This window comes from Bradyrhizobium commune, assembly GCF_015624505.1.
GTDB classification, from domain to species: domain Bacteria; phylum Pseudomonadota; class Alphaproteobacteria; order Rhizobiales; family Xanthobacteraceae; genus Bradyrhizobium; species Bradyrhizobium commune.
Genome location: NZ_CP061379.1, coordinates 1,217,886 through 1,236,410, shown reverse-complemented (window position 1 = coordinate 1,236,410; position 18,525 = coordinate 1,217,886). Strand labels below are relative to the sequence as shown.

General features: G+C 64.9%; 17 protein-coding genes and 1 pseudogene. 3 read left to right on the top strand and 15 right to left on the bottom strand.

Going from position 1 to position 18,525, the window contains the following annotated elements:
* Positions 1 to 85: 85 nt before the first annotated feature.
* Positions 86 to 1,414 carry a dicarboxylate/amino acid:cation symporter gene (locus IC761_RS05910; protein WP_195802350.1) on the top strand — a complete coding sequence of 443 codons (1,329 nt, stop codon included), beginning with the start codon at positions 86 to 88 and terminating at the stop codon, positions 1,412 to 1,414.
* A 163-nt stretch (positions 1,415 to 1,577) separates the two neighbouring features.
* Here IC761_RS05910 and IC761_RS05905 read toward each other — a convergent pair whose 3' ends face one another.
* Positions 1,578 to 2,321, bottom strand: a complete 744-nt coding sequence (locus IC761_RS05905; protein ID WP_195802349.1) for an SDR family oxidoreductase — start codon at positions 2,319 to 2,321, stop codon at positions 1,578 to 1,580.
* Between the two features lie 306 nt (positions 2,322 to 2,627).
* Between IC761_RS05905 and IC761_RS05900 the strand changes: the two genes are divergently transcribed.
* Positions 2,628 to 3,425: a tetratricopeptide repeat protein gene (locus tag IC761_RS05900; protein WP_195802348.1), complete on the top strand. Its 798-nt coding sequence runs from the start codon at positions 2,628 to 2,630 to the stop codon at positions 3,423 to 3,425.
* On the opposite strand, the gene IC761_RS05895 is transcribed toward IC761_RS05900, so the two are convergent.
* From IC761_RS05895 to IC761_RS05855, 9 genes are all read right to left on the bottom strand, one after another.
* Positions 3,415 to 4,134, bottom strand: coding sequence for a hypothetical protein (locus IC761_RS05895; RefSeq protein ID WP_195802347.1), 720 nt, complete (start codon positions 4,132 to 4,134; stop codon positions 3,415 to 3,417). The two genes, IC761_RS05900 and IC761_RS05895, sit on opposite strands and share 11 nt — an antisense overlap.
* Positions 4,135 to 4,228: 94 nt before the next feature.
* Entirely contained in the window at positions 4,229 to 5,341 is a 1,113-nt protein-coding gene (locus IC761_RS05890; RefSeq protein ID WP_195802346.1) for an NAD(P)/FAD-dependent oxidoreductase, read from the bottom strand.
* Complete coding sequence (locus IC761_RS05885; RefSeq protein ID WP_195802345.1) at positions 5,338 to 6,756, bottom strand: FAD/NAD(P)-dependent oxidoreductase; 1,419 nt, start codon at positions 6,754 to 6,756, stop codon at positions 5,338 to 5,340. Before IC761_RS05885 ends, IC761_RS05890 begins: the two co-directional genes overlap by 4 nt.
* The gene (locus IC761_RS05880) at positions 6,753 to 7,049 is read right to left on the bottom strand and encodes a (2Fe-2S)-binding protein (protein WP_195802344.1); all 297 of its coding nucleotides are present in this window, start codon (positions 7,047 to 7,049) and stop codon (positions 6,753 to 6,755) included. The genes IC761_RS05885 and IC761_RS05880 overlap by 4 nt, the downstream gene beginning before the upstream one ends.
* Positions 7,050 to 7,077: 28 nt before the next feature.
* Positions 7,078 to 8,214: an NAD(P)/FAD-dependent oxidoreductase gene (locus IC761_RS05875; protein ID WP_195802343.1), complete on the bottom strand. Its 1,137-nt coding sequence runs from the start codon at positions 8,212 to 8,214 to the stop codon at positions 7,078 to 7,080.
* Positions 8,215 to 8,222: 8 nt separating this feature from the next.
* Positions 8,223 to 9,029, bottom strand: coding sequence for an ABC transporter permease (locus IC761_RS05870; RefSeq protein ID WP_195802342.1), 807 nt, complete (start codon positions 9,027 to 9,029; stop codon positions 8,223 to 8,225).
* Positions 9,026 to 9,901 carry an ABC transporter permease gene (locus tag IC761_RS05865; RefSeq protein ID WP_195802341.1) on the bottom strand — a complete coding sequence of 292 codons (876 nt, stop codon included), beginning with the start codon at positions 9,899 to 9,901 and terminating at the stop codon, positions 9,026 to 9,028. The genes IC761_RS05870 and IC761_RS05865 overlap by 4 nt, the downstream gene beginning before the upstream one ends.
* A complete protein-coding gene (locus tag IC761_RS05860; protein WP_195802340.1) occupies positions 9,898 to 10,932 on the bottom strand; it encodes an ABC transporter ATP-binding protein in 1,035 nt (344 codons plus the stop codon). The genes IC761_RS05865 and IC761_RS05860 overlap by 4 nt, the downstream gene beginning before the upstream one ends.
* 25 nt (positions 10,933 to 10,957) lie before the next feature.
* Entirely contained in the window at positions 10,958 to 11,989 is a 1,032-nt protein-coding gene (locus tag IC761_RS05855; RefSeq protein ID WP_195802339.1) for an ABC transporter substrate-binding protein, read from the bottom strand.
* 273 nt (positions 11,990 to 12,262) lie between these two features.
* Here IC761_RS05855 and IC761_RS05850 point away from each other — a divergent pair, with 273 nt between their 5' ends.
* Entirely contained in the window at positions 12,263 to 13,186 is a 924-nt protein-coding gene (locus IC761_RS05850; RefSeq protein WP_195802338.1) for a LysR substrate-binding domain-containing protein, read from the top strand.
* On the opposite strand, the gene IC761_RS05845 is transcribed toward IC761_RS05850, so the two are convergent.
* From IC761_RS05845 to IC761_RS05825, 5 genes and pseudogenes are all read right to left on the bottom strand, one after another.
* Positions 13,176 to 14,549 (bottom strand): amidohydrolase family protein, encoded by a 1,374-nt coding sequence (locus IC761_RS05845; RefSeq protein WP_195802337.1) that lies wholly within the window; start codon positions 14,547 to 14,549, stop codon positions 13,176 to 13,178. The two genes, IC761_RS05850 and IC761_RS05845, sit on opposite strands and share 11 nt — an antisense overlap.
* On the bottom strand, positions 14,546 to 16,129 hold the full coding sequence (locus IC761_RS05840) for an ABC transporter substrate-binding protein (protein ID WP_195802336.1): 1,584 nt from the start codon (positions 16,127 to 16,129) through the stop codon (positions 14,546 to 14,548). Before IC761_RS05840 ends, IC761_RS05845 begins: the two co-directional genes overlap by 4 nt.
* Positions 16,130 to 16,152: 23 nt before the next feature.
* Positions 16,153 to 16,803: an aspartate/glutamate racemase family protein gene (locus IC761_RS05835; RefSeq protein WP_195802335.1), complete on the bottom strand. Its 651-nt coding sequence runs from the start codon at positions 16,801 to 16,803 to the stop codon at positions 16,153 to 16,155.
* A gap of 8 nt (positions 16,804 to 16,811) precedes the next feature.
* Positions 16,812 to 17,696 (bottom strand): polysaccharide deacetylase family protein, encoded by an 885-nt coding sequence (locus IC761_RS05830; protein ID WP_195804557.1) that lies wholly within the window; start codon positions 17,694 to 17,696, stop codon positions 16,812 to 16,814.
* Positions 17,683 to 18,512, bottom strand: a pseudogene (locus IC761_RS05825) (ABC transporter substrate-binding protein). Before IC761_RS05825 ends, IC761_RS05830 begins: the two are co-directional and overlap by 14 nt.
* Positions 18,513 to 18,525: the final 13 nt, after the last annotated feature.

The window sequence follows — 18,525 nt, the reverse complement described above, 5'->3', positions numbered from 1 at the left end:
TCCGACAAAAATGTGATTGTTGCTTATGCGGCGATCATCACATGATGTAAATCATGCAAGATCATTGCGTTCCGGGGCTCCGATTATGACACAGATTGCGATCCAGCCAGCCGTCCATCGCCGGCATCAGCCCTGGTACAGGATTCTCTACGTCCAGGTTTTGATCGCGATCGCGCTCGGCGTGCTCATCGGCTATTTCTATCCGGATCTCGGCAAGGCGCTGAAGCCGCTCGGCGACGGCTTCATTGCGCTGATCAAGATGATGATCGCGCCGGTGATCTTCTGCACCGTGGTGCACGGCATCTCCTCGATGGGCGACCTCAAGCGCGTCGGCCGGGTCGGGCTGAAGTCGCTGATCTATTTCGAGACTGTCTCGACCGTCGCGCTCGCCATCGGTCTTTTGGTCGGCGAGATCCTCCAGCCCGGGCACGGCTTCAATATCGATCCCGCGACGATCGACCCGAAGTCGGTCGCGACCTACGTCACCAAGGCCAAGGAGGACGGCATCGTCGCCCATCTGATGGCGATCATCCCCGACAGCTATGTGGGCGCGATCGCACGCGGCGACCTTTTGCAGGTGCTGCTGGTCTCGATCCTCTCCGGCTTCGCCATCGCCTTCCTCGGCAAGGCGGGCGAGCCGATCGCGGAGGCCGTCGACAAGGCGGCAAAGATGTTCTTCGGCATCATCCGCATCATCGTGCGCGTGGCCCCGATCGGCGCGTTCGGCGCGATGGCGTTCACTGTCGGCGCCTATGGCCTCGGCTCGCTGCTCAACCTCGCCGCCCTGATCGGCACGTTCTATCTCACCAGCATCCTGTTCGTGCTGATCGTGCTGGGCTCGATCGCGCGGCTCGCCGGCTTCTCGATCCTGCGCTTCATCGCCTACATCAAGGACGAGCTCCTGATCGTGCTCGGCACCTCGTCGTCGGAGACGGTGCTGCCGCAGATGATCCAGAAGATGGAGCATCTCGGCGCCTCGCGATCGGTGGTCGGCCTCGTGATTCCGACCGGCTACAGCTTCAACCTCGACGGCACCAACATCTACATGACGCTGGCGACGCTGTTTCTGGCGCAGGCGACCAACACCCATCTGACGATCTGGCAGGAGCTCGGCATTCTCGGCATCGCCATGATCACCTCGAAGGGCGCATCTGGCGTGACCGGCGCCGGCTTCATCACGCTCGCCGCCACGCTCTCGATCGTGCCCGATATTCCGATCCAGTCGATCGCGATCCTGGTCGGCATCGACAAGTTCATGAGCGAGTGCCGTGCGCTGACCAATCTGATCGGCAATGGCGTGGCCTGTGTCGTCATCAGCATCTCCGAAGGCGAGCTCGACCGCGATGCGCTGCACGAGACCATGGCGCATCCGCTGGAGATGGGCGAAGCGCTCGAGCCGGGCGGCGGCGCGTAGGTCGCGCAAACCGGAGACAGTCGTATGCCCGGTTCCGTTGCGGTAGTTTTCCGGAATGGAAATCCAGTGACATACAGGTCACAAGGACGGCGTTGGGATCACGGATTGATACTCATTCATTCCACCCGACGCGCTGAGGCCAGGGCGTCGGGTTTTTGAAGGATCAGATGACACCGCCATTGGCACGCAGCACCTGACCGTTGATCCAGCCGCCATCCGGGCCGGTGAGAAACGAGATGGCGGCCGCGACGTCTTTGGGCTCGCCGAGCCGCTCCAGTGGCGCGAGCTTGGCGAGATGGTCGATCAGCTCCTGCGACTTGCCGTCGAGGAACAGTTTTGTCGTGGTCGGTCCCGGGGCGACCGCATTCACGGTGATGTTGCGGCCGCGCAGTTCCTTGGCGAGCACGTGCGTCAACGCTTCGACCGCGGCCTTGGAGGCGGCATAGATGCCGTAGGTCGGGGACAGGATGCCGGCCTGGCTCGATGACAGGTTGACGATGCGGCCACCATTGCGCAGCCGGCGCGCCGCTTCGCGCAGCGTGTTGAAGGTGCCCTTCAAGTTGATCGCCATCTGGCTGTCGAAGACGGCATCGTCAGCATCAGCGATCGCCGAGAGCCGCATCACGCCGGCATTGTTCACGAGCACATCGACACCACCAAACGCGGCTTCCGCCGCATCGAACAGGCGCGCGACGGCCGCGGGATCACTGACATCCGCCTGCGCAGTGATGGCCCGGCCTCCGGCCTGCGCGATCTTGCCGGCCAATGCCTCCGCTTCGGCAGCACTGCCTGCGTAGTTGATGACGACCGCAAAGCCGTCGCCAGCGAGCCGTTCGGCGATCGCAGCGCCGATCCCGCGCGAGCCACCGGTGACGATTGCGACTTTCTTTCCGTTTGCGTCGGGCATTTGCCTTCTCCGTGGGTCCGGGCCGCTCCCTGCGGCTGACACGGGAGAATTTGCCCCTTCTCCGGCCAAAGATAATCGGCCGCCAATCAGCATCATTGTTCTGCCGAACCGAACAATCACGGGAACCGTTCCTACACCGTCGCTCCGGCAGAGCTGACCTGCGTGACGGCGGCTCACGCGACTGTTGATGGACGCTCCGAACCCCCGCGCGGTAAGACGAAAAAAAACATCGTGTCTCAATGAAGAGGCCAACTCGTGAATGGCAGGCCGAACAACGCACTCGCCCAACTCTTGCAACAAGCCTTCATGGCGTTACGCGCCAAGCAGTTCGACATCGCAAGGCAGTTCGCAACTGAAGCCCTGAAATCAAATCGCACTGACCGGAATGCCGTGATGATCCTGGCTCACGCCCTGCTCGGGCAGGATCGCGCAGACGAGGCAATCCCGCCGCTTGAAAAGGCCGCGCGCCGCGGCAACGATCCGGAAATCGAGACGTTGCTGGGGCATGCGCTCTGCAAAGCACGCCGCACGGCGGATGGGATCGCTCAACTGCGCCGGACCGCCGGCCGCCGCCCGCCCTACCTGCCCGCCTTTCAGGAGCTGGCGGGCCAGCTTGCGAACACTGGCGAGATCGCCGAGGCAATCGGCATCATCGAGAGCGCCCTTGCGTTGGCCCCCACCAGCATCGACCTGCAACTCGACCTCGGCCGCATGCTTGTGCGGAACAACAATCGCACCGAAGCCCGCCGCGTCCTGACGGCCGCGCGCACTATCGCGCCGGCACGCACCGACGTCCTGACAGAGCTTGCCTGGGCGCAATTGCTTGACGGGGCCTTCGCCGAGGCCGCCGACACCTACCGTCACGCGCTCGGGCTGCGCCCGGACGACACGCTGTCGCGTGCCAATCTCGCGATCTGCCTGATGGAGATCGGCGAACGCGCCAGTGGCGAGGCCGCGCTGCGCTCGGTGCTTCGCGGACGGCCGCACATGCTCGGCCGCGCCGCCTTCGCGATGGCCACCTCGTCGCGTGGCCGCTTCTTCTTCCGGCCAAGTGCGGCGGCGAAATTCCTCGAACGCGAACCCGAACGGGCGGCTACGCCCTGAATTTCCGCCGATACAGGCCGGACTCACGCTTCAGCGCGGCGCGAAGTGCGTGAACCTTCTGCGCTTCGTCCTCGGTGAAGGCGGAGGTTTGCCGTGTCCAGTCCTCACGCTTGACCGGAATGCACTGGGCGATCGGCGTGCCCTTGGGCAACACGCCGCGAAAGCCCGTGTTGTGCCAGTGTGCCGGAAAGTGGATCCAGCTGTCGCGATAGCGGTCGCAATCGACGAGGCCGCTCAGCGTCGTGAACGGCAGATCGAAGCGGTTGACCGGATGGGTAAAGAACAGCGCATAGCCTTCCGGCGCCTCGATGGTCCAGAGATTGTGAAACTTGATGACGAAGCGATCGGCTTCGAACAGCGGCGAGCCCGTGAGCTGGCCCTGATCGTGAAAGCTGATCGGCGAGCGGGGAAAGTCGATCTCCCCACCCGGCGGGATGTCGTTGTCCCAGACGATCTCGCCATCCTCGACCTTGAGATCGCAGATCAACGGGATCAGGAAGCCACAGGTCATCGCATCGATGAACGGCGGGCAGCGCTTGATGGTCTCGTCGTCCTGCTGGTTGAGGGCACTGAAAGCCGTCGTCGGCATCGCCTTGAGCCAGTCGGGAACGCCGAGATTGGCCGGGACCGGCTGCGGCAGCAGTCCTTCCAGCTCCTTAGGGCAGCGAAATTTGATCGCCAGCTTTTTGTTATTGGTCTGCGAGGACATTGGGCATTCCAGCCAAGTCCTCTCCTGATAAACGGAAACGGCCGCGCGTCAAAGCGTCGCAGCAGGTCCGGACCATTACATCTTCGTCATGTTTCTAGTGGCTGAAGCGGTCGATGCCGAGATCGCTGACGCGGGTCTGGGTGCCGCCATTGACGATCAGCTCCGCCATCACGGCGCCGGCGCCGGGGCCGAGCTGAAAGCCGTGCAGCGAGAAGCCGAACTGGTGATAGAGCCCCTTGTGCCGGCTGCTGGGACCGAACACGGGGATGTCGTCCTTCATCTTGGCTTCGATGCCGGCCCAGGCCCGCATGATCGTCGCATCGCGCATGACGGGAAACAGCTCGAACACGGTACGAGCGCTGATGGCAAGGCTCTTCCAGTCCAGGACCGTCTCGTTGCGGTCCTGATAGGGCGTTGCCAGATGACCGCCGCCGATCAGCACCGTGCCGTTCTTGAACTGCTTGAAGGAGAGCTTTCGCCCGCGCAGGATCACGACTGGATCGATGAAGTGGGGCACGCGCGAGGTGATCATCAGCATCGGCGCCACGGTCTCGACCGGAACGGGCTCGCCGAGATCAGCCGCGATCTTGCCGCCCCACGCGCCCGCGGCATTGACGAGCACCGGCGCGGCGTAGGTCTCGGTCCCGACATCGACATGCCAGAGACCGTCGCTGTATCGGATATTGCTGGCGGCCACGCCTTCGCGCACGGTCGCGCCGAGCTGTTGCGCTTTTCGCCGGAATGCCGTCGTCGTCTGCGCAGGATTGGCCGCGCCATCGCGGCGCGAGACCACGCCGCCCGGACACGTCTCGGCGACCGCCGGCACCAACCGCCGCAGCTCGGCCGCGTCGATCAGCTCTTCATGGGTGAAGCCGAGCGCGTTAAGCTCGGCGACACGCGCGCGGCAGACCGCGAGCTCGTCCTCGTTCTCCGCGACCAGCACCTGGCCGTAGCTCTCAAAACTGCAATCGTCGTCGAGAAGGTCCGAAATCTTCTCCCAGATTCCCATCGAGCGAATCGAGAGCGGGATCTCCGGGATATGCCGCGCGAGCTGGCGAACACCGCCGGCATTGACGCCGGAGGCGTGTCGGCCGGCATAGTCCTTCTCGATCAGCACCGGCTTCAGGCCGGCAAGGCGAAGATGCAGCGTGGTCGAGCATCCGTGGATGCCGCCGCCAATGACGATCGCATCCACGTTTTTGCTCATCCGCGCACCACGGCCTTGACGTCGGCCTCGCTCTTCGGAACGGCGGCGAGCTCGGCAAGCGTGATCGGCTTCACCGGCGCGCGCAGCCGGTAGTAGCCGATCTCCTGCGGACTCTTGCCGCGCGCCTGCGCCATCAGCTCAGTGACGGTGAGGCCGCAGAGGCGGCCCTGGCATGGGCCCATGCCGGTGCGGCGATAAGCCTTGAGCTGGTTCGGCCCGGTCGCGCCGATCGCGACGGAATCGAGAACGTCCCTTGCGGTGACCTCTTCGCAACGACAGACGATGGTGTCGCCCGAGGGAACGCGGAACTGCGGCGCGGGCCGGAACAGCGTGTCGAGGAACACTCGACCGCGTTCAGCTTTGGCGTGATCGATACGGAGATTTGCCATTTCCGGTAGCTTCGCAGCAGCTGCGGGCGCCAGCGCCTCCACTGCGGCGCGCGCCGCGATGCGGCCACGCACCACCGCGGCATTTGCACCGCCGATGCCCGCACCATCGCCGGCGATCGAAATGCCGGCGACCGACGAATTGCCGCTCGCATCCAGCACAGGCGACCAGCACAATTGCAGATCGTCCCAACGATGCTCGACACCTGCCGACATCGCCAGATTGACATTGGGCACGACGCCCTGATGCAGCAGCAGGAGATCAACGGGAATGGTCTCGCGCTTGCCGCCAGCGACATAGCTCACGTTAGCGAGCTGGCCGTCGCCAATTGCTGTAAGCTCGGTGACGCCGGAGACAAACTGCACCTTCGCCTTCACCTCGCGCATCATCGACAGGCCCTTGGTGAAGTAGGGCGAGGTCAGGAAGGCGAAGGCATGAGGCAGCGCAGCGAAATAATTGCCGCGCTCCGTGGTATCGAGGATGCGGTCGATGCGGCCACCGAGGCGCAGGATCTGTGCGGCGAGCAGCCAGAGCAAGGGTCCCTGCCCCGCGATCACCGTGCGGCCGTCAGGGACCAGCGCCGACGATTTCAGCATGGTCTGCGCCGCGCCCGCGGTCATCACGCCCGGCAAGGTCCAACCGGGAATCGGGAACGGCCGCTCCAGCGCGCCGGTCGCGAGGATCACGCGCTTGGCCTTGACGAAGGCGGAGGCGCCGCCGATGGAGACGGCAATCTCGAGATTGCGGTCGAGGCTCCAGACCGTGGCACGATGGATGACCTCAGCATTGCTCACACGCAGCGACTGCACGAGATCTGCACCGACCCAATAATCGGCGCCGAGTTGGCTGCGCTCAGTCACAGGCGTCGAGCAGATCGCGCGAAACACCTGGCCACCGGGACCGATATTCTCGTCGAGCAGCAGCGTCGAGAGACCTGCCTCCGCGGAGGTCGCGGCGGCAGCGAGGCCCGCGGGGCCGGCGCCGATCACCACGACGTCGTAGTCTTCGCGCATGGGAGCCACAGTCATCGTCCGATCTCCCGCTTGCCCTTCTGGATCTCGATCTGCATGCCTTCGGCAACGGGCACGAGGCAGCCTTGTCTGTTGCCGATGCCGTCGATGGTGACGAGGCAGTCGAAACACACGCCCATCATGCAATAGGGCAGTCGCGGCGCGCCGCTCACCGCGGTCGAGCGCCGTACGTCTTGACTGGATGCCAGCAGCGCAGCGGACACCGTGTCGCCCTGGCGCGCCGCGACGGCAACGCCATCGACGAAAATCTGGACCTGCGGTCGCTTGTCCTGTTCGGATCTCTTGAACATGGGATGCCTCTTGGCTCCTTAAGAATCTCTAATAGCCGCTGTTGTTCGCAGCGCCTGCGCCGCCGAAGCGGCTGGCCGAGAATGCGCCGACCAGCTCGGGCTCGAGCGCGCCCTGCGCTACCATGCGCGCGATCTCGAAGGCGTGGTTGGAGGCGAGCGTGACACCGGAATGGCAGCAGGCGACGAAGGCGCCCGGATGCGTCTCCGACTGGTCGTAGATCGGAAAGCCGTCCTGCGGCATGACGCGGATCCCGGCCCAGCTCCTGACCACATTGAGCCGCGACAGATGCGGAAACATCCGCTGGGCACGATCGGTCATCACCGCGCTGATCGAATGCTTCAGCGCGCGATCGTCGAGCTCGTCTTCCTTGCTGTCGCCGATCATCACCGTGCCCTCGTCGGTCTGGCGGATCGTGGTCAGCGGATGCGGCAGGAACGGCATGGTGCGCTCGGTCACCACGATCTGGCCGCGGGTCGGCCCCATCGGCGCGTAGAGGCCGACCATCGGCGCCAGCGTCTGGTTGGCATTGCCGGCGGCCAGCACGATCTTGGCGGCGCGCAACTCGCCTTTCGGCGTGGTCAGGCGGAATTCGCCGCCGTCCTTGCTGATCGCCGAGACCGGACGCTCCGGGAAATAGTCGATGCCGAATGCCTTGAAGCCAGTGTGGAACGCGCGAAACGTGCGGAGCGAATTGACGTGGCCGTCAAGCGGGCAATAGCTGCCGCCGGAGACTTCCGGCCCGATCAGCGGCAACGACTTCTTCACCTCGGATGCGGAGAACATCTCCATCTTGTAGTCGGCCGCACCGACCTGGTTGTGCATGCGTTTGACCAGCTCGGTGCGCTGGCCGAATTCGTCCTCGCCAAGCGTCAGATGAAAGCCGCCATTCTGCTGGAGCGCGACATCGAGGCCGGTCTGTTGCTTCAGCTCCGAAGCAAGCCGACGCCACGCGTGCGAGGCCCGCACGGTCCAGACCGTGTAGGCCGGCATGCCGAGCCCTTTGCTCTGCACCCAGACCAGCGCAAAATTCGCGCGCGAGGCGCGTTTGGCGATGTCGCCTTCGTCGAGCACGGCCACGCTCTTGCCGAGGCGGCCGAGGCCCCAGGCAATGGCGGAGCCGAGCAATCCGCCGCCGACCACGGCGACGTCGTATTCAGTTCGCATGGATTCTCCTATCGTCCCGCATCGTCCTTGCCGGCGAGCACACGGTCGAGCCCGTAGACGCGATCGAGCAGAATGAGGGCGGTGATGGTGATTGCGATCACGCAGGCCGAGACCGACGTCACCAGCGGATCGATGTTGTCCTGGATGTAGAGGAACATGCGCACCGGCAGCGTCTCGGTGCCGGGTGCAGCAAGGAAGACGGTCATGGTGAGATCGTCGAAGGACTGGATGAAGGCGAGCGCCCAGCCGCTGATGACGCCGGGCAGGATCAGCGGCAAGGTCACGCGGCGGAACAGCGTCCAGCCGCCGGCGCCGAGCGAGACCGCGGCCATCTCGACCGAGAGGTCCATGCCGGTCGCCGCCGCCAGCGTCAGCCGCAACGCGAACGGAAACACGATGATGACGTGGGCGATGATCAACGCAGCAAAACTTCCACCGAGGCCAGCCGAGGTGAAGAAGCGCAGGAAGGCGATGCCGAGCACGACATGCGGAATCATCAGCGGCGACAGGAACAGCGCCGCCAGCGCATCACGGCCGCGGAAGCGATAGCGCGCAATCGCCAGCGCCGCCGGCACCGCGAACAGCAACGCCACGAACGACGACAGCGCGCCGAGGCCGAGGCTTATCCAGAACGCGTGGATGAATTCAGGATAATTGCCGATCGCCCTGAACCAGCGCAGCGAAAAGCCGTTGGTCGGCAGCGACAGAAAACCTTCAGGCGTGAAGGCGACGAGGCAGACCACCAGGATCGGCGCCACCATGACGATGACGAAGACGGTGTGGAAGATCAGCGCGAGCGGGCCGTTCCGTCTCATCGGAACACCTCCGCATAGCGCCGCTCGATCAGGGCGTTGCTGCCGACGACGATCAGCACCAGCGCGACCAGCAGCAGCGTCGCGACCGCTGCGCCCAGCGGCCAGTTCAACGTGTTGAGGAATTCGTCATAGGCGAGCGTCGCCGCGACCTTGAGCCGGCGACCGCCGATGATCGCCGGCGTCGCAAAGGCGCTGGCCGAGAGCGAGAACACGATGATCGCGCCCGACAGCACGCCCGGCATGATCTGTGGCATGATGATGCGGCGAATGATGGTGACGGGGCCGGCTCCGAGCGACATCGCCGCGTTCTCGATCTGCGGATCGAGCCGCTGCAACGCCGCCCACACCGAGAGCACCATGAACGGCATCATCACATGCGCGAGCGCGACCACCATGCCGGTTTCGGTGAACATGAAGGGAATAGGCGAGCGGATCGCGCCAAGCGACATCAGGAGCTTGTTGACGAGCCCGTTGTTGCCGCCGAACAGCAGCGCCCAGCCGAGCGTGCGCGCCACCACGGAGATCAGCAGCGGTCCGAGGATGACCAGCAGGAAAAAACTCTTCCAGCGACCATCCATGCGGTTGAGGACGTAGGCTTCAGGCGCGCCGAGCGCGGCTGTCAGCAGCGTGGTCAGGATCGCGATCCGAAATGTCCGCCAGAACATCTCCGCGTAATAGGGATCGGTCGCGATCTCCCGCCAGTTCTTGAGGATGAAGACGGGCTCAATGCCCTTGTACTGGCCCCAATCGTGGAACGACAGCATCACGGTCATCGCCAGCGGAATCAGCAGCACGCCGACGAACAGCATCAGGGCGGGCGCCGTCAGCGCCCACGGCGCCCGCGCGCTGCGTTCCTCGGCGACCGTGCTCATGCGACGCCCCTTACGCTCATGTCCTCGGGCTGCCAGGTGAGGTGAACGGCCTCGCCTTCGGCCGGCTGCGCCTTCCCGTCATTCTGCCGGATCACGATCGCCGGACCGCATTCGCTCTCGCACTGGAACAGCCAGTGATTGCCCTGGAAGATGCGCGTGACGATCTTTGCGCTGAGACCTGCATCGCCAAAGCCGATTCTTTCGGGACGAATACTGACGGAAACACGACCGCTCAATCCCGCGGGCGCCGGCGCGCTCCAGGAGCCCGCCACCAGCCGCGCCGGGGTCGCAGACCGATCGATCGTCCCGGCAAAATCGTTGGTCTTGCCCAAAAACTGCGAGACGAAGGCCGAGGCCGGCTTCTCATAGGTTTGCTGCGGCGTGCCGATCTGCTCGATCTTGCCCTGGCTCATCACCACGATGCGGTCGGACAGCGACATCGCCTCGTTCTGGTCGTGGGTGACCAGGATCGTGGTGGTGCCGATGGTACGCTGGATCTGGCGCAGCTCGATCTGCATTTCCTCGCGCAGCTTGGCGTCGAGGTTCGACAGCGGCTCGTCGAGCAGCAGCACGCTCGGCTTGATCACCAGCGCGCGCGCCAGCGCCACGCGCTGTTGTTGACCGCCCGACATGCGGCGCGGATGGCGGTCCTCGTAGCCGGCAAGCCCAACCATCGCGAGCGCGGCGCGAACGCGCTCGGCTCTATCAGCACGCGGCACGTTCCGCATCTCCAGACCAAAGGCGACGTTCTCTGCCGCAGTCATGTGCGGAAACAGCGCATAGCTCTGGAACACGATGCCGAGCCCGCGCCTGGCAGGATGGATCGCGGTCAAATCCTTGTCCTCCAGGCGGATCGCGCCGCGCGTCGGATCGAGGAAGCCCGCGATCATCTGAAGCGTCGTGGTCTTGCCGCAGCCGGACGGGCCGAGGAAGGAGATGAACTCCCCCTTCCCGACCGCGAGGCTGAAGTCATCGACAACAGTCTGCGCGCCGAACTGTTTGGCGACCCGATCGAGCTCGAGATAGGCCATGACGCTGTCTCCGCGAACGATCAGATCAGCGCTCGACCTCGCGATTCCAGCGCTTGGTCCATTCCTCGCGCTTCTCGTTAATGACCGTCCAGTCCGGATTGTAGAGCTTCGCCGCCCGCTCACCAATCGGGGCCATCTTGCCGAACTCCGCCGGCACCACCAGCGATTTCAGCACTGGGCCGTAGCCGTATTCCTTCAGCATCACGAGCTGGATTTTGGGGTCGAGCAGCATCTTGACGAAGCTGGAGGCGAGCGGCGAGGCGTTCGGCTTGGTGACCGGACAGGCGGTCGTCAGCAGCGTCGCGGCGCCCTCCTTCGGATAGACGAAGTCGACGGGGAAGCCGGTATTGGCAAAACTCTGCACGCGGCCGGTGCCCCACACCGCGATCACGGCCTGACCGGACTGGAACAGCTCGGTCATCTTGCCCGGCGACGGCTCATAGGCGAGCACGTTTGGATTGATCTCTTCCTTGAAGATCTTGAAGCCAGAATCGACGTTGGCCTCGCCGCCACCATTCATCTTCGACAGCATTACCAGCGCTTCGAGACCATAGGTGTTGTTGATCGGCGGGATCACGAGCTGCTTTGCGTATTTCGCGTCCTTCAAATCGTTCCACGAGGTCGGCGGCGCCCAGCCTTTCTCGGCAAACACCTTGGTGTTGTACATCAACCCGGTCGCGACGATGCCGATCGCGACCGCGCGATCGTCCTTGAAGCGGGCAGTGTCGTAGAGATCGGCCGGCAGACCGTCGAGCTTGCCGCAGAAACCGAGCTGGATCGCCTGGTACATCGGGCCGTCGTCGACGATCGCGACGTCGATCTGCTGGTTGCCCTTCTGCGCCTGGAGCTTTGCCAGCGTATCGGTGGAGTTGCCGGCGACGTATTCGACCTTGACGCCGTTCTCCTTCTCGAAGCTCGGGATCACCTCGTCGCGGATGGTCTTCTCGAACGAGCCGCCATAGCCGGCGACGTAGAGCGTTTTCTGCTGGGCCGAGGCGGCCGTCGTGGCGGCGAGCGCCGCGATACTGACCGCTGTCAGAAGGCGAAGAGTCTTCATGTGGTCCGATCTCCATACCGGGATGAGGTGACGTGCCGACAAATCCTGACTGAGGCGCCTTCCGCTTCTCCTTCCGCGCCAATCCCTTCCACGGACAGGGCTCCGGCCCCTGCTCGGCGGGCTTTGGCGCGATCCGGAGGTTCGAATCCCTCCAATCTGCCGAAAAAGCGGGCTGTCTCCAGTCCTGATGAAAAAGATCGCAAACCCCGGCTTCCGTCGTCCAATGAATAATGGCATCCTCTGCATGCTTAAATGTTATGAATGGAATTGGGCATGGCCCGGATCAATTCGCGGCAGGTGGAGGCCTTCCGCGCGACAATGCTCACGGGCAGCGTGACCGAGGCGGCGGCGCTGATGACCGTGACGCAGCCGGCGGTCAGCCGGTTACTGCGCGACCTCCAGGCGCTGTTGAAGATGGAGCTGTTCGAGCGGCGCGGCACCGGCCTGGTGCCGACCGCGGCGGCGGTGGCGCTTTATACGGAAGTGGAGCGCTCCTTCGTCGGTCTCGAACGCATCACCGCAGCGGCGGAGGAAATCCGCGGCCGCCGCACCGGCTCGCTGCGGATCGCAGCACTCCCGGCGCTCTCGAACGGATATCTGCCGCGGCTCACCGGGCATTTTTTGAAAGAGCGGCCGAACCTCAACCTCGCCTTTTTCGGCGTGATCTCGCCGATCGTGGTCGATTGGGTGCTGAACAACCAATGCGACGTCGGCTTTGCCGAGGTGCCGATCGCGCATTCCGGCTTGCCGAGCCAAAGACTGCCCGCGCCGGCGCGCGTTGCGGTGCTACCGACCGGTCATCGCCTTGCAGAAAGGGAAGTGCTGGAGCCGCGCGATTTCGAGGGCGAGACCTTCATCTCGCTGTCGGCGGGAACGTCGAGCCGGCATCTCGTCGACCAGGTGTTCCACCGCCACGATGTCCGGCGCGTGCTCAGGGTCGAGACCACACTGTCGGAGATCATGTGCGGCATGGTGTCATCCGGACTTGGCGTCGCCATCTGCGATCCCTTCACCGCGCAGGAATTTTCCACCCGCGGCATTGTCGCGCGCCGCTTTCGGCCGCGCATCGACTTCGAATTCTCCGCGGTCTTTCCGGCGCAACGCAGCGCCTCGCCGATGGCGCTGGATTTCGTCGAGACCGTGCGCAAGGCACTCGCCGAATTTGACGACCTGCCCGAGGCTGCGATCAGCCGTTGAACGCCGCCTGCGCCTCCGGCAAGTCCCAGATCTTGCCGATCGCGGCGGTGCCGGCGGCCGTGATCGCCGCTTCGTCCGCGCCGAGATAGCGGCCGGCATCGACCAGCACGCGGCCGTCGACCATGACCTGATCGATATTGGCGCGGTTGGCGAGCGCGATCAACGCGCGGCGCGGATCGAACAGCGGCTGGAGGTGCGGATGGGTGAGATCGACGACGGTGAGGTCTGCGGTCGCGCCGGGCTCGATCCGGCCGAGGTCGGGCCGCTTGATCACGTCGGCGGCGACTGCCGTGTTCGCCTCGATCAGCTCCGGCGAGTTCGCGACATCGGCGCGCGCCGAGGTGACCTTGGAGATCAGCGAGGCCGCGTTGAGCTCGCCGAGCAGGTCCATGTTGTAGCCGTCGGTGCCGACCACGGTGCGCACGCCATGCTCGGCGAAGCGGCTGAAAGCCGCAGTGACGCCGGCGCGTGCGAACACGCGCGGACAATTCAGGACGGTCATGCCGCGCGCGGCCATCAGCTTGAGATCCTCGTCGCTGCTGAACATGCAGTGCGCCGCCATGAGATCGGGCGCGAGCAGGCCGAGCCAGTCCAAATACTCCGCCGGCGTGCGGCCGCCATAGCGCTTGCCGATGGTCTCGACCTCCGCGCGGCTCTGCGCCATGTGCGTCGTGATGGGCACGCCGAGCTCACGCGCCCGCGTGGCGCAGGCCTTCAAGAGATCGGGACCGCAGGTGTCGGTAGCATGCGGGCTCATGGCGAGGCTGATGCGGCCGTCGCCACGATTGTTCCAGCGCTGATAGAGCGCATCCCAGGTCGCCATGTCGGCGGTGCCGTCATCGCCGGAATAGCGAACCACGCCGTCGGCGCCGGCCTTGGCATCGGAGGTCGAGAACAGATAGGGCGCGCCGTAGAAGCGGATGCCCATCTCGTCCGCGGCGTCGAACATTTCCGGAATCGAATTGCGGAACGGCTCCATCACCGTGGTGGCGCCGCCCTTGAGCAGCTGGAGAATGCCGAGCCGCGCCACTGCGAGGCGCTCCTCCGCCGACAGGATTTCCGCGCCGCGCTTGGTGAGCGGCAGCAGCACCGTGTAGACGATGCTCTGGTTGTTCTTGCGGCCGTTGCCGTCCTCGCTATGGCTGCGCGCGACTGCCTCGGAGAAGCAGTGATTGTGCAGGTTCAAGAGGCCCGGCAGCACGAAGCGGCCGGGGCGGTCGTAGACCTCGTCCGCGCGCGGCTTGTCGCGCGTGACTGCCACGATCTTTTTGCCTTCAACCAGAACCCAATGGTCGCGCAAGACATCCTGCGCACCGTTTTTGCGTGACAGCACATAGCTGCCGAAGATTGCTGTGGTGCTCATGCGGGGCGTACGTTCCAGAAGACGGCGGTGCCATCGAGAATGCCGGTGATGGCTTTGCGATAGGCGGTCGGCTGCTTGTACAGCCCGATCGGAATATAGGGGATTTCCTCGAAGGCCAGCGCCTGAATCTCGCGGCAGATGCGTTGCTGCTCGGCGAGCTCGGAGGCCGCCAGCCACTGGCTGCGCAAGGGCCCCATCTTCTCGCTCGCATACCAGCCGGCGACCTTGCCCTCGCCGCGGATGTTGGTGTTGCCGGCCGGGTTGAGCCAGTCGATGCCCTGCCAATTGCCGACCGCAGCACTCCAGCCACCCTGCCCGATCGGGTCTTTCTTGAGCTGGCGTTGCAGCACCACGGCGAAATCGAGTCCGGCATATTCGACGTTCATGCCGGCCTTGCGCAGGCTGTCGACCGCGATCTCGCCGAGCGGCTTCTGCGCCAGCGAATTGGTGGGGACGAGCAGCACGATCTTCTCGCCATTGTAGCCGGCGGCCTTCAGATCGGCTTTGACCTTGGCGTAGTCGTGCGGGCCGCGGAACACGTCGAGACCGACATCGCTCGCCATCGGCGTGCCAGGGGCGAAATAGCCGATCGGCGAGACCTGAAAGGCCGGATCGGTACCGGCCACCGCCGTCATGAAGGCGGACTGGTCGATCGCACCCAGCAGCGCGCGGCGGATCGCGGGATTGTCGAACGGCGGTTGGAGGTGGTTGAGGCGCAGCATGCAGGCGTAGCCTCGCGGATCGAGAATCCGCGTCTCGATGTCGCCGGCGGCCTTGATGATCGGCAACAGATCATGCGGCGTGGTCTCCTGCCAGTCCTGCTCGCCGGTTTGGAGCGCGGCGACGCCGGTGCCGGCATCGGGCGTGGTGGTCCAGACCACGCGGTCGTAGTGCACGATCTTCGGACCCGCGGTCCAATCCGGCTTGCCGTCGGTGCGGGGCTGGTAGCGGTCGAATTTGGCATAGGCGTTGCGGGCGCCCTGCACGCGCTCGTCGGCGAGATAGCGGAACGGGCCGCTGCCGATGACTTCGGTCAGTGGCTTGAACGGGTCCTGGCTCGCCAGCCGCTCCGGCATCATGAAGCAGGCGTTGATCGCGGCCTTGCCGAGCGCTTGCGGCAACAGCGGGAACGGGCGCTTGAGACGGAAGCGGATGGTACGGTCGTCGGCGGCTGATAGTTCGGCGGTCGCCGCCATCAGCTCGCCGCCAAAGCCGTCGCGCGCGGCCCAGCGCCGGATGCTGGCGACGCAATCGCGCGCCAGCACGCGCTCGCCGTCGTGCCAGAACAGGCCGTCGCGCAAGCTGAGGTCCCATTGCAGCCCGTCACCGGAGATGGTGTGACCCGACAGCATCTGCGGCGAGACCTGGAGCGAGGCGCTCATGCCATAGAGCGTGTCGTAGACCATGAAGCCGTGGTTTCGCGACACCTGCGCAGTGGAATAGATGGGATCGACGAAAGCGAGATCGATCACGGGGATGAAGCGCAACGTACTCTGCACTTCGGCGCGGACGATGCCTGGCAGCGAAAGCGCTGGCACTGCGGCGGCAGCCTTGAGGAGCGAGCGGCGGGAGATAGGCATTGCGAGAGGCTCCTGAAGGGATCTTACCTGTTCAACAAGACCGCGCCGATCGCGGCGGCCACCGCCTGCTGCGCCGGCTCGACCACGGGCACGCCGATCGCATCTGCAATCGCAGCGCGGTGCGACGCCATGCCGGCGCAGCCCATCACCACGACGTCGGCGCGGCATTGCGTGACCAGGGCGCGACCGGCTTCGATCAACCGGCCGCGGATATCGGCGCCGGCCGTTTCCGCCGCACTCGCGCCGACCGACCAGCTGCCGGCATAACGGCTGTCGACGCCCATCAACCGCGCCATGCGCTGCTGGCGGCGGATGCTCGACGGCGACAGCGCGATGATGCCGAACCGTTCGCCCAGCATCAGCGCGCGAAAGATGCCGCATTCGGCGATGCCCAGCACCGGACGACCATCGGCTGCCTCACGCACCGCATGCAGGCCGGGATCGCTGAAACAGGCGAGCACGAAAGCATCGGCATTGTCGCGCGACACGCGGTTCAATAGCGGCATGACCACACTATCGGCATCCCGCTGCGAGCTGATGCTTGGCGGTCCCTCGGCAAGGCCGACCACCTCGATGTCAGGTCCGCCGGCGATGCGCAGCGGCGCAACCGCGTCGTCGATCGCCGCCGTCACGGACGCGGAGGAGTTGGGGTTGATGACGAGGATGCGGGTCATGGTGGCACTCAGCGGTTACCGGCCTCGTGGCGCAGGAAGTTTTGCGCGATCTTCTCGCCGGTGGTGATCCAGACATCCGGACACGACTTTGCGTAGGTCAGGAACTCACGCAGCAGACGCAGCCGCATCGGACGGCCGCTGCACTGCGGATGCAGCACGGTCGTCACCATCGCGCCCCAGTCGCGCACTTCGTCGAGCTCGTCCTTCCACAGCGACAGCACATGCTCCTTGGGGAAGATCGAGCGCGGGCTGAAGCGCGCGGAGAGGCCGTGCATCCAGTCGTCATAGCTCGCAGTCACGGGCAGCTCGATCGTGCCGGGTTTGCCGTCGGCGAGGCGATGTCGGTATGGCCGCACATCATCGCGGAAAGAAGATGTGTAGACGATGCCGTGGCGCACCAGCGCGACGCGCAGCTCCTCGGTGAACTCGCCATAGGGCGCGCGATATCCGATCGGCCTGACGCCGAGCCGGCGCTTCAGAGCCTCGAAGCCGCGTTCCAGCTCCTCCTCGATCCAGGGATCGCCGGGATCGGGCAAGAGATGGTGATAGCCGTGATGGCCGATCTCGTGGCCGGCCTTGAGGATGGATTCCGCCATCGCCGGATGCGCATCGACCGACCATCCCGTGACAAAGAAGGTCGCCTTGAGGTCGAGCCGGTCGAGCAGCTCCAGGAGCTTCGGCGTGCCGACGCGCGCCTCATAGCCGCCATAGCTCATGGTGATGAGCCGCTGCGCGTGCACCGCGTCCTTGCTGGTCCACGCGCTCTCGGCGTCGACGTCGAACGACAGGAACATCGCCGAAGTGTACGGCTCGGGCCAGGGATATTCCGGCGCGGGATCCGCCGTGTTGGCTGGGGTGAGCGGGATGCTCTGGAGGGCCTTACTGTCCAGCATTGATGGCTGCCTTTCGATTGCGTTGTCGGTCAGTTTCCACTTGGCAAGCAGGGTCTTGTAGGTGCCGTCGGCGATCAGCGCATCGACCGCCTCCAGCATCGCCTGCTGAAGCGCCGTTTCCTTGACCGGAATGGCGATGCCGGTGAATTGCGAGGAGATGGGGTCGCCGACCGGCATGTACGCGCCGGGCTCGAGGTCCATGATATAAGGCAGCGTCTCGTTGCCCTGGACGGCGGCATCGATCCGGCCCTGCTTGAGCTGGGTGCGGGCATCGGCCGAGCCGTCGGTTCCGACGAACTGAATCTGATTACTGGCGCAATTCTTCTCGCTCCACGCCGCGATCTCGCCCGGAAATTTGGTGCGGCGGCTGGCGCCGACCTTCTTGCCGCAGAGCGCGGCCATGTCCTTGAACTCGGCCGCGCGCGATTGCTGCACGAAGAAGCGCGGGCCGCTCTTGAGATAGTCGACGAAAGACGCGGTCTCGTGCCGGCTGGCGTAGTCGGTGAAGCCCGACAGGATCGCATCGACACGGCCGGTCGAGATCGACGGCATGAACTGGTCGAAGCTCGTCTCCTGCCATTCGATCTTGACGCCGAGCTTGCGGCCAATCGCTTCACCGAGATCGATGTCGAAGCCGGACAGCGCGTTGGTGGCGGGATCGCGGAACTCCATCGGCGGGTAGTTCGGCACCAGCGCGACCTTGACGCTGCCGCGCTTGGCAATCTCCGCCGGCAGCTCGATCGCCCAAGCCTCGCCACCCAAAGCCGACGCACTCATGGTGCCGATCAGCGCCGCAGCGATCAAAACTCTCTTCATCAGCACGTCCCCA